Genomic DNA, 15456 nt, shown 5'->3' with positions numbered 1-15456 from the left:
GCGGAGGGTTTCCAGAGCCCGGCCTGGGCGCGCGGTGCGGGCGCGCGCCCCGGCCGGACTGGCGGCGGGTCGGACGGAATCAGCTCGTCCGGGAGGTCAACCACTCACCGACCGCCGAGGCCACCGCCTCGACGTGCTGCTCCTCCATCATCGAGTAGTGGTCCCCCGGGACGTCCACGACGCTCTGCGCGGACTCCCAGCCGGACTTCCACTCGCGCTCCCCCCAACCGGTCATCGGCTCGGCGGCACGGACCAGCAGCGTGGCCGCCCCGACCGGGCTCGGCTCCGCCTCTTCCAGGAGCCGGAACCAGCCTCCCATGGCGGTCAGCCGGTCGTCGTCCATCGACGCGAACACCCCGTCCCGCTCCGCCATGCCGCCCATGAGGGCGGGCAGCAGCGGAGCCACCAGGTCACTGCCCGGCGCGTAGATGTCTAGCAGAACGAGCGCGACAGGGGGCACCCCTATCTCCTCCAGGTACCGGGCCAGGGCGTGCGCCAGGACCCCTCCGGAGGAGTGGCCGACCAGGACGACGGGCTCGCCCTGCGCCAGTTCGGCGGTCTGCTCGGCCAGCGCGCGCACCCCCGCCGCCAGCGTCGCCGGCAGCGGCTCGCCGGTGCCGAAGCCGGGGGCCCGCAGGGCGCCGACCCGGAACCGGTCGCCCAGCGCCGCGGCGAACCGGGCGTACTGGTGCGGGCCGGAGATCGCCGTCACCGACGGGCAGCAGACCACCACCGGCCGCCCCGCGCCGCCGGACAGCCGCACCGGGGCCGGCAGCGGCCCGGCCAGCGCCGGGTCGGTGAAGGCGGTCCTGAACCCGGCGACGCTCTGCAGCATCGCCGCGAAGTCCGCGATCCGTCCGGACGCGACGGCCTGACGGAGCATCGGGGCCAGCGTGCCGGTCGCGGCGGCCGGCGGCGCGTCCTGCGGCACCTCGGCGGCGAGGTGCCCGGCGAGGGCCGCCGGGGTCGGGTAGTCGTAGATCAGCGCGGCCGGCAGCTCCCGCCCGGTCAGGGCGGTCAGCCGGTTGCGCAGCTCCACCGCGGTCAGCGAGGCGAAGCCCTGCTCCAGGAAGTCCCGGTCCGGGTCGACCGCGTCGCCGGAGCGGTGGCCGAGCGCCAGCGCGGCCTCCGTCCGGACGGTCTCCAGCAGGACGGCGTGCCGCCCGCCGGGGCCCGCCTCGGCCAGGCGGCGGGCCAGCGCTCCGGCCGCGTCCCGGACCGGCTCGGCGGACCGGGCCACCGGGTCGCGGTCGGCCGCGTCCGGACCGGCCAGGGCCGCCAGCAGCGGGACGGCGGCACCGTCGCGCAGGGTGCGGGCGAACCAGCTCCAGCCGTCCCCGGCGATCACCAGGCCGTGCTCGCCGAGGGTCACGGCGTGGCCGAGGACCGATGCCGCCTCGTCGACGCCGGGCGCCCGCCCGGTCGGCCCGTCCGAGCCGGTGTCGGCCAGGGCGACCGTCCGCAGCGGGACGTCCCCCTCGGCGCGGCCGCGCGCGACCGCGTCCAGGTGGGCGCCGCAGACCGCGGCCACGGCCTGCCCGGCGCCGCCCCACACCGACTCGCCCGGCAGGCAGACGACCTGTGCGGCGAGTCCGGGGCCGCCGGCCGGCAGCGCGGTGGCGGCGGCGACCGCCTCCGCCAGCGTCCGCGCGTCCAGGCCGTCCAGGGCGACCGGCTCGGCCGGGGCCACCAGGTGCAGCAGCACCTCCGCCGGGGTGTCGGCCTCGGCCGGCCCGGACACCGGCACGGCGCCGCGCTCGGTCAGCCAGCCGGCCAGCGCCTCGCGCCGGGCGTCGGCCGGACCGGTGAGCAGCACCGGGCCCTGCGGCCGCCAGGTCGCGGCCTCGGCGGCCAGGCCCAGCGGGGCCGGCACCAGGCGGCGGGCGAAGGCCGCGGCGGACCGCAGCACCACCTCGTCCTCCCCGGTGCGCCCGGCCAGGACGGCCGTCAGCCACTCGCCGGCCAGGCCATCCAGCCGCTCGGGCAGGTCGACCAGACCGCCCCAGCGCCGCGGGTGCTCGGCGGCGAACGCCCGGCCGAGGCCCCAGGTCAGTGCCTGGGCCGGGTTCGGCACCTCGCTCCGGCCGACCGCGACGGCACCCCTGGTGGCGTACCAGAGCGGGGCGTCCACCCCGGCGTCGCCGAGGGCCTGGGCCAGCGTCAGGTTGAGGCCCAGGCCGCCCGCCACGGTGGGGACGGCCGGGTGCGGCTGCTCGTCGAGCGCCAGCAGGGACAGCACGCCGCGCACCGGCGCCTCCCCGGCGAGCAGCTCGCCCAGGCCCGCCGCGACGGCGGCCCGGTCGGTGTCCTGCGGGTCCAGCACCGCGCCGAGCACGGTGGCGCCCACGGACTCCAGCAGAGCGAGCAGCGCCGTCACCGGCTCGCTCTCGGCGGCCTCCGCGGGGGCCACCACCAGCCAGTTCCCGGTGAGTTCGGCACTCGGCCGGGCCGCCAGCGGCTGCCACTCCACCCGGTGGCGCACCGCCTCCGCGGCCGCCTGGCCGCGCCGGCGCCGGTGCCAGCCGGACAGCGCGGGCAGCAGCGCCCGGAGCGCCTCGCGGCCCTCGCCGTCGAGGTCCAGAGCGCCGCTCAGGCCCTCCAGGTCGGTCTCCTCGACGGCCGCCCAGAAGCCGCCCTCGCCCGCGTGCGCGGACTCCTTGGTGGCCTCCTCCGGGGCCTCCAGCCAGTACCGCTCGTGCTGGAAGGCGTAGGTCGGCAGGTCGACGAGGCGCCCGCCCCAGTCGGCGGCGATCGCCGGCCAGTCCAACGGGACCCCGTGGACGTGCAGTTCGGCCTGCGCCGTGGTCAGCGCGACCTCCTCCGGCCGGTCGGCGCGCAGCAGCGTCACCAGCAGGGCGTGGTCCGCGTCGGCGCCCAGGCAGTCCCGGGCGGCGGCGGTCAGGACGCCGTCGGGGCCGAGCTCCAGGAACCGGCCGGCCCCCGCCGCGCGCAGGGCGGCGACGCCGTCCGCGAACCGGACGGCCGCGCGGACCTGCCGCACCCAGTACGCCGGGTCGGTGAGCTCCTCGCCCGCCTCGGCGCCGGTGACGGTGGAGACCACCGGGATGCGCGGGGCGCTGAACGTCAGGCCCTCCGCCACCCGGCGGAACTCCTCCAACATGCCGTCCATCAGCGGGGAGTGGAAGGCGTGCGAGACGTTGAGGCGCTTGGTCTTCTCGAACTTCCCGGCGATGTCCAGGACTTCGGACTCCTCGCCGGAAATCACCACGGACGTCGGGCCGTTGATCGCGGCGATGCTGACGTTCCCGGTGAGCAGCGGCAGCACCTCGGCCTCCGAGGCCTTGACCGCGACCATCGCGCCGCCCTCGGGCAGAGCCTGCATCAGCCGGCCGCGGGCCGCCACCAGGGCGGCCGCGTCCGCCAGCGACAGGACGCCCGCGACGTGCGCGGCCGCCAGCTCGCCGATCGAGTGCCCGAGCAGCAGGTCCGGGCGCACCCCCCAGCTCTCCACCAGGCGGAACAGCGCCACCTCGACGGCGAACAGCGCCGGCTGGGCGTACTCGGTGCGGTCCAGCAGCTGCGCGTCCGCACCGAACACGACCTCGCGCAGCGGGCGGGTCAGATGGGCGTCGACCCGCTCGCAGACGGCGTCGAAGGCCGCGGCGAACGCCGGGTGGGCCCCGTACAGCTCCCGGCCCATGCCGAGGCGCTGGCTGCCCTGTCCGGTGAACAGGAAGGCGGTGCGGCCCGCGGTGGTGCCGGAACCGCGGACCACCCCGGCGCCGCTGCCGTCGGCGACCGCGGCGAGGCCAGCCAGCAGCTCCGCGCGGTCGGTGCCGACCACCACCGCGCGGTGGAAGAAGGACGAGCGGTGCACGGTCAGCGAGCGGGCGACGTCGGCCTCCGTCGGCCCGGGCTCGGCGACCAGGTACGCGGCCAGCCGCTCGGCCTGCGCGCGCAGCGCGTCCGGCGTCCGGGCGGACAGCACCCAGGGCAGCACCCGGGCGGGACCCTGCTCGGCCTCGGCGGGCGCCGGGCCCTGCTCAAGGATCACGTGGGCGTTGGTGCCGCTGACGCCGAAGGAGGAGACGCCCGCGCGGCGCGGTTCGCCGGTCTCCGGCCACGGCCGGGCCTCGGTCAGCAGCTCGACGGCGCCGGAGCTCCAGTCGACGTCCGGGGTCGGCTCGTCGACGTGCAGGGTCTTCGGCAGCACGCCGTGCCGCATCGCCATGATCATCTTGATCACGCCGCCGACGCCCGCGGCGGCCTGGGAGTGGCCGATGTTGGACTTCAGCGAGCCGAGCCACAGCGGGTCCCCGGTGCGCCCCTGCCCGTACGTCTCCAGCAGGGCCTGGGCCTCGATCGGGTCGCCCAGCCGGGTGCCCGTGCCGTGCGCCTCGACGACGTCCACCTGGGACGACGTCAGCCGGGCGGCGGCCAGCGCCTGCTCGATGACCCGCTCCTGGGCGGGGCCGTTGGGGGCGGTGATGCCGTTGCTGGCGCCGTCCTGGTTGACGGCGGTGGCGCGGACGACCGCCAGCACCCGGTGGCCGTTGCGCACCGCGTCGGACTGGCGCTCCAGCAGCAGCATGCCGACGCCCTCGGACCAGCAGGTGCCGTCGGCCGCCGCCGCGAAGGACTTGCAGCGCCCGTCGGTGGCCAGGCCGCGCTGACGGCTGAACTCGATGAACACCTGCGGGGTGGCCATCACCGTGACACCGCCGGCCAGGGCCATCGTGCACTCGCCGCTGCGCAGCGACTGGGCCGCCAGGTGCAGGGCGACCAGCGAGGAGGAGCAGGCGGTGTCCACGGTGACCGCCGGGCCCGACAGCCCCAGGGCGTAGGAGATCCGGCCCGAGGCGACGCTGCCGGTGGTGCCGGTGGCCAGGTAGCCCTCCACGTCGGCGGGGACGGCGGGCAGGGTGATCGCGTAGTCGTGGTACATCTTCCCGGCGAACACGCCGGTGGCGCTGCCCTTCAGCGTGGTCGGGTCGATACCGGCCCGCTCGAGGGCCTCCCACGCCGTCTCCAGCAGCAGGCGCTGCTGCGGGTCCGTCGCCAGCGCCTCGCGCGGGCTGATGCCGAAGAACCCGGCGTCGAAGTGCCCCGCGTCGTACAGGAACCCGCCCTCGCGGGCGTAGCTGGTGCCCACGTGGTCCGGGTCGGCGTCGTACAGGCCCTCGGTGTCCCAGCCGCGGTCGGTCGGCAGCGGCGAGATCGCGTCGGTGCCCTGCGCGACCAGCTGCCACAGCTCCTCGGGCGTGCGGACGCCGCCCGGGTAGCGGCAGGCCATGCCGATGATCACGATCGGGTCGTCGTCCGCGTGCCGCGGCGCCGGGGCGACGGCGGCCGACGGACGGGCACGCCCGCCGCCGGACAGCCGGGACTCCAGCCGGGCCGCCAGCTCGGCCGGGGTCGGGTAGTCGAACACGGTGGTGGCCGGCAGCCGCAGCCCGGTCGCCGCGCTCAGCCGGTTGCGCAGCTCGACCGCGGTCAGCGAGTCGAAGCCCAGCTCGCGGAACGCCCGGTTCGCCTCCACCGCGTCCGCGGACGCGTGGCCCAGCACGGCGGCCGCCTGGCCGCGCACCAGGTCGAGCAGCAGCCGGGCCCGGTCCTGCCCGTCGAGGTCGGCCAGCCGCTGCTGGAACGCCGAGGCCTCGCCGGTCCCGCTCGCCGCGGCGACCGTACGGCGCAGCGGCGTACGCACCAGGCCGCGCAGCAGCGGCGCGAGGGCCCCCGCCGCGGCCTGGCCGCGCAGCGCGGCCGAGTCCAGCCGCATCGGCACCAGGAGCGGTTCGGCGCCCGCCCCGGCCGCGTCGAAGAGCGCGAGCCCCTCGGCCGAGGACAGCGGGGCGACACCGCCCCGGCTCATCCGGCGGACCTCCGACTCGTCCAGCGCGCCGGTGAGCGTGCTGCGCTCGGCCCAGAAGCCCCAGGCCAGCGAGACGGCGGGCAGGCCGTTCGCCCGGCGGTGGTGCGCCAGCGCGTCGACGAAGGCGCTCGCGGCGGCGTAGTTCGCCTGGCCGGCGTTGCCGAGCAGGCCGACCGCGGAGGAGAACAGGACGAAGGAGTCCAGGTCCAGGTGGGCCGTCAGCTCGTGCAGGTGCTGGGCGGCGTCCGCCTTGGGGCGCAGGACGTGGTCCAGCCGCTCCGCGGTGAGCGAGTCCAGGACGCCGTCGTCCAGCACGGCCGCCGCGTGCACCACGGAGGTGAGCGGGTGCTCGGCGGGGACGGCGTCCAGCACGGCGGCGAGCGCCGCGCGGTCCGCGACGTCGCAGGCCGTGACGGTCACCTCGGCGCCCAGGCCGGTGAGTTCGGCGCTCAGCTCCTCGGCGCCGGGCGCCGCCGGGCCCTGCCGGCTGAGCAGCACCAGGTGCCGGGCGCCGTGCTCGGTCACCAGGTGGCGGGCCAGCAGCGAGCCCAGGGTGCCGGTGGCACCGGTCAGCAGGACGGTGCCCTCGGGGTCGAGGACGCGCCGCGGCTCGTCCGTCCCGGCGGGCACCCGGGCGAACCGGGGCGCCAGCACCTCACCGGCGCGCAGGGCGAGTTGGGGCTCGCCGGTGGCGACGGCGGTGGGCAGCGCGGCAGCGGAGCCGGCCGTGCCGTCCAGGTCCGCCAGGACCAGTCGGCCGGGGTTCTCGGTCTGCGCCGAGCGCACCAGGCCCCAGACCGGGGACTGGGCCAGCGCCGGGACGTCCTCGTCGGGGCGGGTCGCGACCGCCGCACGGGTCAGCACCACCAGGCGGGCCGCCTCGAAGCGCTCGTCCGCCAACCAGGAGTGCAGCAGGGCGAGGGTGTCGCCGGTGCTGCGCCGCAGGCCGTCCAGCAGCGGGTCGTCGGCGCCGGTGGCCACCGCGGCCACCACCACGGACGGCAGCTCGGCGCCGGCGTCGACGGCCTCGGCCAGCTCGGCCAGGTCGCGGTAGCGGCGCGCGGAGGCGGTCCACTCCCCCTCGACGGCGCCCAGCAGCGCCAGTTCCGCCGCGGGGGTCGCGGCGGGCAGCGGCACCGGCGTCCAGTCGACCCGGAACAGCGAGTCCTGGAAGGCGGATTCGGCGGCCACCGCACGCTCGGCCAGCGGGCGCAGCACCAGCGAACCGACCGCCGCGACCGGGCGGCCCTCCTCGTCGGCCAGCTCCAGGGCCACCCCGTCCGCACCGGTCGGGGTGAGGCGCAGCCGCAGGGCCCCGGCGCCGGTGGCGAACAGCGTCACGTCCGTCCAGGCGAACGGGAGCCGCCCGGCGGCGAGGTCCCGGGTCGCGTCACCCAGGCCCGCCGCCTGCAGCGCGGCGTCGAGCAGGGCGGGGTGCAGGCCGAAGCGCTGGGCGTCGCCCTGCTGGTCCGCCGCGAGGGCGACCTCGGCGAACACCTCGGAGCCGCGCTGCCAGACGGACCGCAGGCCGCGGAACGCCGGACCGTAGGCGAAGCCGAGGCCGGCCAGGGTGTCGTAGTACCCGTCCACCGACACCGGCTCGGCGCCCTGCGGGGGCCAGACGGCGAGGTCGAACTCCGGCACGACGGCGCCGCGGAACAGGGCGCCGGTGGCGTGGCGGGTCCACGGCTCGTCGGGCGCCGCGTCCTCGGCGCGGGAGTAGACCTCCACCTCGCGGCGGCCGTCGACGTCGGGCGAACCGACCACCACCTGCACCGCCACGCCACCCTGGGAGGGCAGCACCAGCGGCGCCTCCAGGGTCAGCTCCTCCAGCACGTCACAGCCGGCCTGGTCGCCCGCGCGGACGGCCAGCTCGACGAAGGCGGTGCCGGGCAGGATCACCGTGCCGGCCACCGCGTGGTCGGCCAGCCACGGGTGCGTCTGCACCGAGAGACGACCGGTGAAGACGTGCCCGTCGCGGTCGGCCAGCGCCACCGCCGCACCCAGCAACGGGTGGTCGGCCGCGCCGAGACCGGCGGACAGCACGTCACCGATGCCGCGCGTGCCCGGCTTCGGCCAGTAGTGCTCGTGCTGGAAGGCGTAGGTCGGCAGGTCGACGCGGCGGGCCGTGGGGAACTGGGCGGCCCAGTCGACGGTGGCGCCGTTGGCCCAGGCCTCGGCGAGGGCGGTCAGGAAGCGCTCCCGGCCGCCGTGGTCACGGCGCAGGGTGCCCTGGACGCTCGCCTCGGCGTTGGCGGCGTCGATGGACTCCTGGATGCCGACGGTCAGCACCGGGTGGGCGCTCACCTCGACGAACTGCGAGTGGCCGGACGTCAGAAGAGCCTCGATGGTGCTCGCGAACTCCACGGTCTGGCGGAGGTTGCGGTACCAGTAACCGGCGTCCAGCGCCGCCGAGTCGATGATCTCGCCGGTGACCGTCGAGTGGAACGGGACCTCCGGCACACGGGGCGTGACCGGGGCCAGCAGCTCCGCGAGACGGGCCTCGATGCGCTCGACGTGCGCCGAGTGCGAGGCGTAGTCCACCGCGATGCGACGCGCCCGGATCTCCTGCGCGCCACAGTGCTCCATCAGCTCGTCCAGGGCACCGGCGTCACCCGAAACGACCACCGAGCTGGGGCCGTTGACGGCCGCGATCGAGATTCCCTCGCGGCCCTCCAGCAGCTCGCGGACACTCTCCACGGGCAGCGGGACGGACACCATGCCACCCAGGCCCGAGAGCTCGATGATCGCCTGGCTGCGCAGCGCCACCACCAGGGCGGCGTCCTCCAGCGACAGCGCACCGGAGACGGCAGCGGCGGCAATCTCGCCCTGCGAGTGACCCACCACCGCCGACGGCTCCACACCGTACGAGCGCCACAGCTCGGCGAGCGAGACCATCACGGCGAACAGCACCGGCTGGACCACGTCCACCCGCTCCATCCACCCGCCGTCCTCACCCGCGACGACGTCGAGCAGCTCCCAATCCACATGCGGAGCAAGCGCCTTGGCGCACTCCTCCATCCGGGAACGGAACACCGGCTCATCCGCCAGCAGCCCCTGGGCCATGCCCAGCCACTGCGAACCCTGCCCGGGGAACACGAACACCGGACGCCCCGAACGCACCCGTCCGGAGACCACGCCCGCGCCCGGCAGGCCGTCCGCCAGCGCGCCCAGGCCCGCCAGCAGCGCCTCCCGGCCCTCGCCGACCACCACGGCCCGGTGCTCGAACACCGCCCGCGAGGACACCAGCGAGAAACCGACGTCCGCCGGCCGCTCCTCCGCGACCGCCGTCAGCAGCCGCCGCGCCTGCTCCCGCAGCGCCGCCTCACTGCGGCCCGACAACACCCACGGCACCACGCCACCGGCCGCCGACTCCTCGTCGGCCTGCGTGAGTTCCGCCGCCGGCGCCTGCTCCAGTACGACATGGGCGTTGGTGCCGCTCGCGCCGAAGCCGGAGACGCCCGCGCGGCGCGGTTCGCCGGTCTCGGGCCAGTCCCTGGCCTCGGTGAGCAGCTCGACCGCGCCCGCCGACCAGTCGACGTGCGGGGTGGGCTCGTCCACGTTGAGGGTGCGCGGCAGCACGCCCTCACGCATCGCCATCACCATCTTGATGACGCCGCCGACGCCCGAAGCCGACTGGGTGTGGCCGATGTTGGACTTGAGGGAGCCCAGCCACAGCGGGTCCCCGCCGCGCTCCTGCCCGTAGGTGGCGAGCAGCGCCTGGGCCTCGATCGGGTCACCGAGGGTGGTGCCGGTGCCGTGCGCCTCGACGGCGTCGACCTGACCGGGGGTCAGGCGGGCGTTGGCCAGGGCCTGGCGGATGACGCGCTGCTGCGCGGGGCCGTTGGGCGCGGTGAGGCCGTTGCTGGCACCGTCCTGGTTGACGGCGCTGCCGCGGACGACGGCGAGCACGGGGTGCCCGTTGCGCCGGGCGTCGGAGAGCCGCTCCAGCAGGAGCATGCCCGCGCCCTCGCCCCAGCCGGTGCCGTCGGCGGCGGCCGCGAAGGGCTTGCAGCGGCCGTCGGCGGCCAGGCCGCGCTGGCGGCTGAACTCGATGAACGGGCCGGGCAGCGGCATCACGGTGACGCCGCCGGCCAGCGCCAGCGAGCACTCGCCCTGGCGCAGCGACTGGGCGGCCAGGTGGAGCGCCACCAGCGAGGAGGAGCAGGCGGTGTCGACGGTGACGGCCGGGCCCTCCAGGCCCAGGGTGTAGGAGATCCGGCCGGACATCACACTGGCCGCCGTACCGGTGAGCATGTAGCCCTCGGCGCCGCCCTCGCTGTTGGTCAGCACCGTGGTGTAGTCCTGGGTGGACCCGCCGGCGAAGACGCCGGTCGCGGTGCCGCGCAGGGTGCCGGGGTCGATGCCGGCGCGCTCCAGCGTCTCCCAGGTGACCTCCAGCAGCAGGCGCTGCTGCGGGTCCATGGTGACGGCCTCGCGCGGGGAGATGCCGAAGAAGCCCGCGTCGAAGAGGCCGGCGTCGTGCAGGAAGGCGCCTTCGCGGCAGTAGCTGGTGCCGGGCTGGTCGGGGTCGTCGGCGTAGAGCGCCGCCAGGTCCCAGCCGCGGTCGGTGGGCATGCCGGTGACGGCGTCCCGGCCTTCGGTGACGAGCCGCCACAGGTCCTCGGGCGAGGCGACGTCGCCGGGGAAGCGGCAGCCCATCGCGACGATGGCGATCGGCTCGTCGTCGGCGGCCGCCGCGCTGGTGGCCCGGGCCTGGTCCTGGTCCGCGCCGAGGGTCTGGGCGCGGAGGTAGCCCGCGAGGGCCGCCGGGGTCGGGTAGTCGAAGACCAGCGTGGTGGGCAGCTTCAGGCCGGTGGCGCTGCCGAGGCGGTTGCGGATCTCCACCGCGGTGAGCGAGTCGAAGCCGAGTTCGCGGAAGGCGCGCACGGGGTCGACGGACTCCGGTCCGGCGAAGCCGAGGACGCCGGCGGCCTGGGCGCGCACCAGGTCGGTCAGGACGCGCTCCTGGTCGGCGGCGGACAGTCCGGCGAGCTTGCGGCGCAGCGCCGACTGCTCGGGCACCTCGGTGCCGGGCTCGGCGGTGCCGGTGCCCGCGCTCAGGGCGCGGACCTCCGGCAGGTCCTCGATCAGCGGGCGGCGGCGGGTGGCGGTGAAGGCGGGCTGGAAGCGCTCCCAGACGACGTCGGCGACGGCGAGGAAGGTCTCGTCGAGGTCGAGGGCCTGCTGGAGGGCGGCGACGGCCAGCTCCGGCGCCATCGCCGGGACGCCGCGGCGACGCATGGCCTCCCCGGCGGGGCCGTCCGCCATCCCGCCGTCGGCCCAGGCGCCCCAGGCGACCGAGGTGGCCCGGACGCCGACCGCGCGCAGCCGTTCGGCGTAGGCGTCGAGGAAGGCGTTGACGGCAGCGTAGGCGCCCTGGCCGCCGCCGCCCCAGACGCCCGCGTTGGAGGAGAACAGGACGAAGGCGTCCAGTTCGGTGCCGGTGAGCGCCTCGGCCAGGTTGCGGGCGCCGGCGATCTTGGCCTCGGCGAGCTCCTGGAGGTCGGCGGGCCGCAGGTCGGCGAGGGCGCCGGTGCGGCCGAGGCCGGCGGCGTGCAGCACCGCGCGGATCGGCGCGCCCTCCAGGGCGAACCGCCCGACCAGGGCGTCCACGGCGGTGCGGTCGGCGGTGTCGCAGGCGACGACCGTCACCTCGGCGCCCGCCGCGCGCAGTTCGTCGGCGAGTTCGGCGGCGCCCGGGGCGTCGGCGCCCCGGCGGCTGGTCAGCACCAGGTGCTCGGCGCCGTTGGCGGCCAGCCAGCGGGACACGTGGGCGCCGACGGCACCGGTGCCGCCGGTGACCAGCACGGTGCCGCGCGGGCGCCAGGCCCGCTCGGCGGGCACCTCGGCGCCGGGGGCGCGGACCAGTCGGCGGGCCAGCACGCCGGTGGCGCGCACGGCCAGCTGGTCCTCCTCGTCCTCGGCCGCGAGCACCGCGGCGAGTCGGGCGGCGGCGCGGTCGTCGGGGTCGGCGGGCAGGTCGACCAGGCCGCCCCAGCGCTCGGGCTGCTCCAGGCCGAGCACCCGGCCCAGGCCCCAGACCTGGGCCTGCGACGGGTCGGCCGGGCCGTCCGCGCCGCCGGTGCGGACGGCGCCGGTGGTGGCCGACCAGAGCGGGGCGTCCAGGCCCGCGTCGGCGAGCGCCTGGACCAGGGCGACGGTGCCGGCCGTCCCGGCCGGGACGAGCGGGGCGTCCGGGTGCGGGCGGTCGTCCAGCGGCAGGAGGGAGAGCACGCCGGCCCAGCGGGCCGACTCGGCGGCGCCGTCCGCGGCGGCCTCGGCGGTTTCGGCGAGTTCGGCGGCGAGCAGCGCCGCGAGGCGGCCGCGGTCGGCGGTGGCGTCGGCGGTGACCCGGCGCACCCGGGCACCGGCCGTCTCCAGGGCGCGCTGGGCGGCGTCGGCCCACGCGGTCCCGGCGGCGGGCTCGACGAGCAGCCACCGGCCGGTCAGCCGGGGCCGGCCCTGGGCGGTGACGGGCTTCCAGGTGATCCGGTAGCGCCAGCCGTCCACCGTGTCGGCCTGCTGCCGGCGGCGGCGCCAGGCCGCGAGGGCGGGCAGCACGGCGCTCAGCGGGTCCTCGCCGTCCACGGCCAGGGCGGCGGTCAGCTCGGTCAGGTCCCCGCGTTCGACGGCGGACCAGAAGCCCTGGTCGGCGGCGGACTCCGGGGCCGTGCCGGGCAGGGCGGTCGGAGCCGGGACGTCGAGCCAGTAACGGCGGTGCCGGAACGGGTAGGTGGGCAGTTCGCACGGGGTCAGGCCGCGCCCGTCGAACGGCGCGGTGCGCCGCACCGGCACGCCGTGCGCGTGGACGGCGGCGAGCGAGGCGAGGAAGCGCTCGGCGTCGTCCTCGTCGCGGCGCAGCGAGCCGAGGACGACGGCCTCGGCGCCGATCCCGTCGAGCGTCTCCTCCATGCCGGTCACCAGCACGGGGTGCGGGCTGACCTCCAGGAAGGCGCCGTGGCCGTGCTCGGCCAGGGCGCGGACGGCCTGCGAGAACTCGACCGTCTGCCGCACGTTGCGGTACCAGTACTCGGCGTCCAGCGCTCCGGTGTCCAGGAGGCCGCCGGTCACCGTGGAGTAGAAGGGGACGTCGCAGGACCGGGAGGTGACCTTGGCGCCGATCGCGAGCATCTCCTCGCGCATCGCCTCGGTCTGCGGGGAGTGGGCGGCGTAGTCGATCGGCAGGAGCTTGGCGCGGACGTCGAGCGCGGCGCACTCGGCCGCCAGCTCCGCCAGCGCGGCCGGGTCGCCGGCGACGACGACGGTCCGGGGGCCGTTGACCACGGAGAGCTGGAGCCGGTCGCTGCGCTCCCCGATCAGCTCGCGCATCCGCTCGGCGCCCTCCGCGACGGCGAGCATGCCGCCGAGGCCGGAGATCCGGGACAGCGCCGTACTGCGGGCCGTCACCAGGTAGGCGGCGTCGGCGAGGCTGATCGCGCCGGCCACGCAGGCCGCGGCGATCTCGCCCTGTGAGTGGCCGACCACCGCGGCCGGCTCGACCCCGTACGAGCGCCACAGCTCGGCGAGCGCGACCATCACGGCGAACAGGGCGGGCTGGACGACGTCGATCCGGTCGAGCGGGGGCGTGCCCTCGACGCCGCGCAGCACGTCCTCCAGCCGCCAGTCCACGTGCTCGGCGAGGGCCGCCGAGCACTCGGCGAGCCGGGCGGCGAACACCGGCGAGGAGTCCAGCAGCCCGACGGCCATGCCGGGCCACTGGGAGCCCTGGCCGGGGAAGACGAAGACGGCCTTGCCGGCCGCGGCGCCACGGGCCGTGCCGCGCACCAGGGCGGGGTGTTCCTCGCCCTCGGCGAGCGCGGCGAGGGCGCCGAGCGCGCCGTCGCGGCCGTCGGCGAGCAGGACGGCCCGGTGCTCGAAGGCGCCGCGGCCGGCCGCCAGCGTCCAGGCCACCCGGTCGGCGTCCAGCTCCGGCCGGTCCGTCAGGTGGTCGTGCAGCTGCCGGGCCTGCTCGCGCAGGGCGTCCTCACCGCGGGCGGACAGGAACCAGGGGGTCGCCCGGGTGGTCAGCGGCGGGCGCTGCGGCTCGCCGGAGGCCGGCTCCCCGTCCGCGTCCTGGGCGGGCAGCTCGGCCGGGGCCTCCTCGATGACGGTGTGGGCGTTGGTGCCGCTGAAGCCGAAGGAGGAGACGGCGGCCCGGCGGACCCGCTCGCCGGCCGGCCAGGGGCGGGCCTCGGTGAGCAGCTCGACGGCACCGGAGGCCCAGTCGATGTGCGGGGACGGCTCGTCGACGTGCAGGGTGCGCGGCAGCTCGCCGTGCCGCAGCGCCATGACCAGCTTGATGATGCCGGCGACGCCGGCGGCGGCCTGGGTGTGGCCGATGTTGGACTTGATCGAGCCGAGCCAGAGCGGCGCCCCGCCCTCGCCGCGCTCCTGCCCGTAGGTGGCGAGCAGGGCCTGGGCCTCGATCGGGTCGCCGAGGGTGGTGCCGGTGCCGTGCGCCTCGACGGCGTCGATCTGGTCCGGGGAGAGCCCGGCGCCGGCCAGGGCCTGGCGGATGACGCGCTGCTGGGAGGGGCCGTTGGGGGCGGTCAGGCCGTTGCTGGCACCGTCCTGGTTGACGGCGGAGCCGCGGACCACGGCCAGCACCGGGTGCCCGTTGCGGCGGGCGTCGGACAGCTTCTCCAGCAGCAGCACGCCGGCGCCCTCGCCCCAGGCGGTGCCGTCGGCCCCCTCGGCGAAGGCCTTGCAGCGGCCGTCGGGGGCGAGGCCGCGCTGGCGGCTGAACTCGACGAAGGTGTCCGGGGTCGACATCACGGTGACGCCGCCGGCCAGCGCCAGCGTGCACTCGCCGCTGCGCAGGGCCTGGGCGGCCAGGTGGACGGCCACCAGCGAGGAGGAGCAGGCGGTGTCGATGGTCACCGCCGGGCCCTCCAGGCCCAGGGTGTAGGCGACGCGGCCCGAGACGACGCTGCCGGCGGTGCCGGTGCTCAGGTAGCCCTCGACGCCCTCGGGGACGGTGAACAGGCGGCTGGCGTAGTCGTGGTACATCACGCCGCTGAAGACGCCGACCCGGCTGCCGCGCACGGCGGCGGGGTCGATGCCGGCCCGCTCGAAGGCCTCCCAGGAGGTCTCCAGCAGCAGCCGCTGCTGCGGGTCCATGGCGGTCGCCTCGCGGGGGCTGATCCCGAAGAACTCCGGGTCGAACTGGGCCGCGTCGTGCAGGAACCCGCCCTCGCGGGTGTAGCTGGTGCCCGAGCGGCCGTGTTCGGCGTCGGCGTCGTACAGCGCGTCGGTGTCCCAGCCGCGGTCGGCGGGGAAGCCGGTGATCGCGTCGGTGCCGTCCGCGACGAGCTGCCACAGCTGCTCGGGGGTGCGGACGCCGCCCGGGTAGCGGCAGCCCATCGCGACGATGGCGATCGGTTCCTGTTCGCCGGACTCGACCTCGCGCAGGCGGCGGCGGGTCTCGTGCAGGTCGGCGGTGACCCGCTTGAGGAAGTAGCGGAGCTTCTCTTCGTTCATGACGTTCTGTCCCAATCGAGCGACCGCGGGGCGCGGTTCGGAAGTCTGGTGGGGTGGGCCGGGCGGCTCGGGCGCCGGGGTGGCGCGGCGCCCGGCCCACCGGGGGTGGCGGAGCGGGAGGTGCCGGTTCGGGCGGCGAC

The 15456-nt window shown here is 76.9% G+C and carries 1 protein-coding gene; it reads right to left on the bottom strand.

Going from position 1 to position 15456, the window contains the following annotated elements:
- Nucleotides 1-79: 79 nt before the first annotated feature.
- Complete coding sequence (locus tag ACGF0D_RS00075; protein WP_392913168.1) at nt 80-15316, bottom strand: type I polyketide synthase; 15237 nt, start codon at nt 15314-15316, stop codon at nt 80-82.
- Nucleotides 15317-15456: the final 140 nt, after the last annotated feature.

The organism is Kitasatospora sp. NPDC048298, assembly GCF_043201465.1.
GTDB lineage: Bacteria > Actinomycetota > Actinomycetes > Streptomycetales > Streptomycetaceae > Kitasatospora.
Note: the sequence above shows the minus strand (reverse complement) of the source record. Positions and strands in the feature narration are given on the sequence as shown.

Coding starts and splice junctions, on each gene's coding strand:
- ACGF0D_RS00075 (WP_392913168.1), bottom strand. CDS start 15,316: ATGAACGAAGAGAAGCTCCGCTACTTCCTCAAGCGGGTCACCGCCGAC.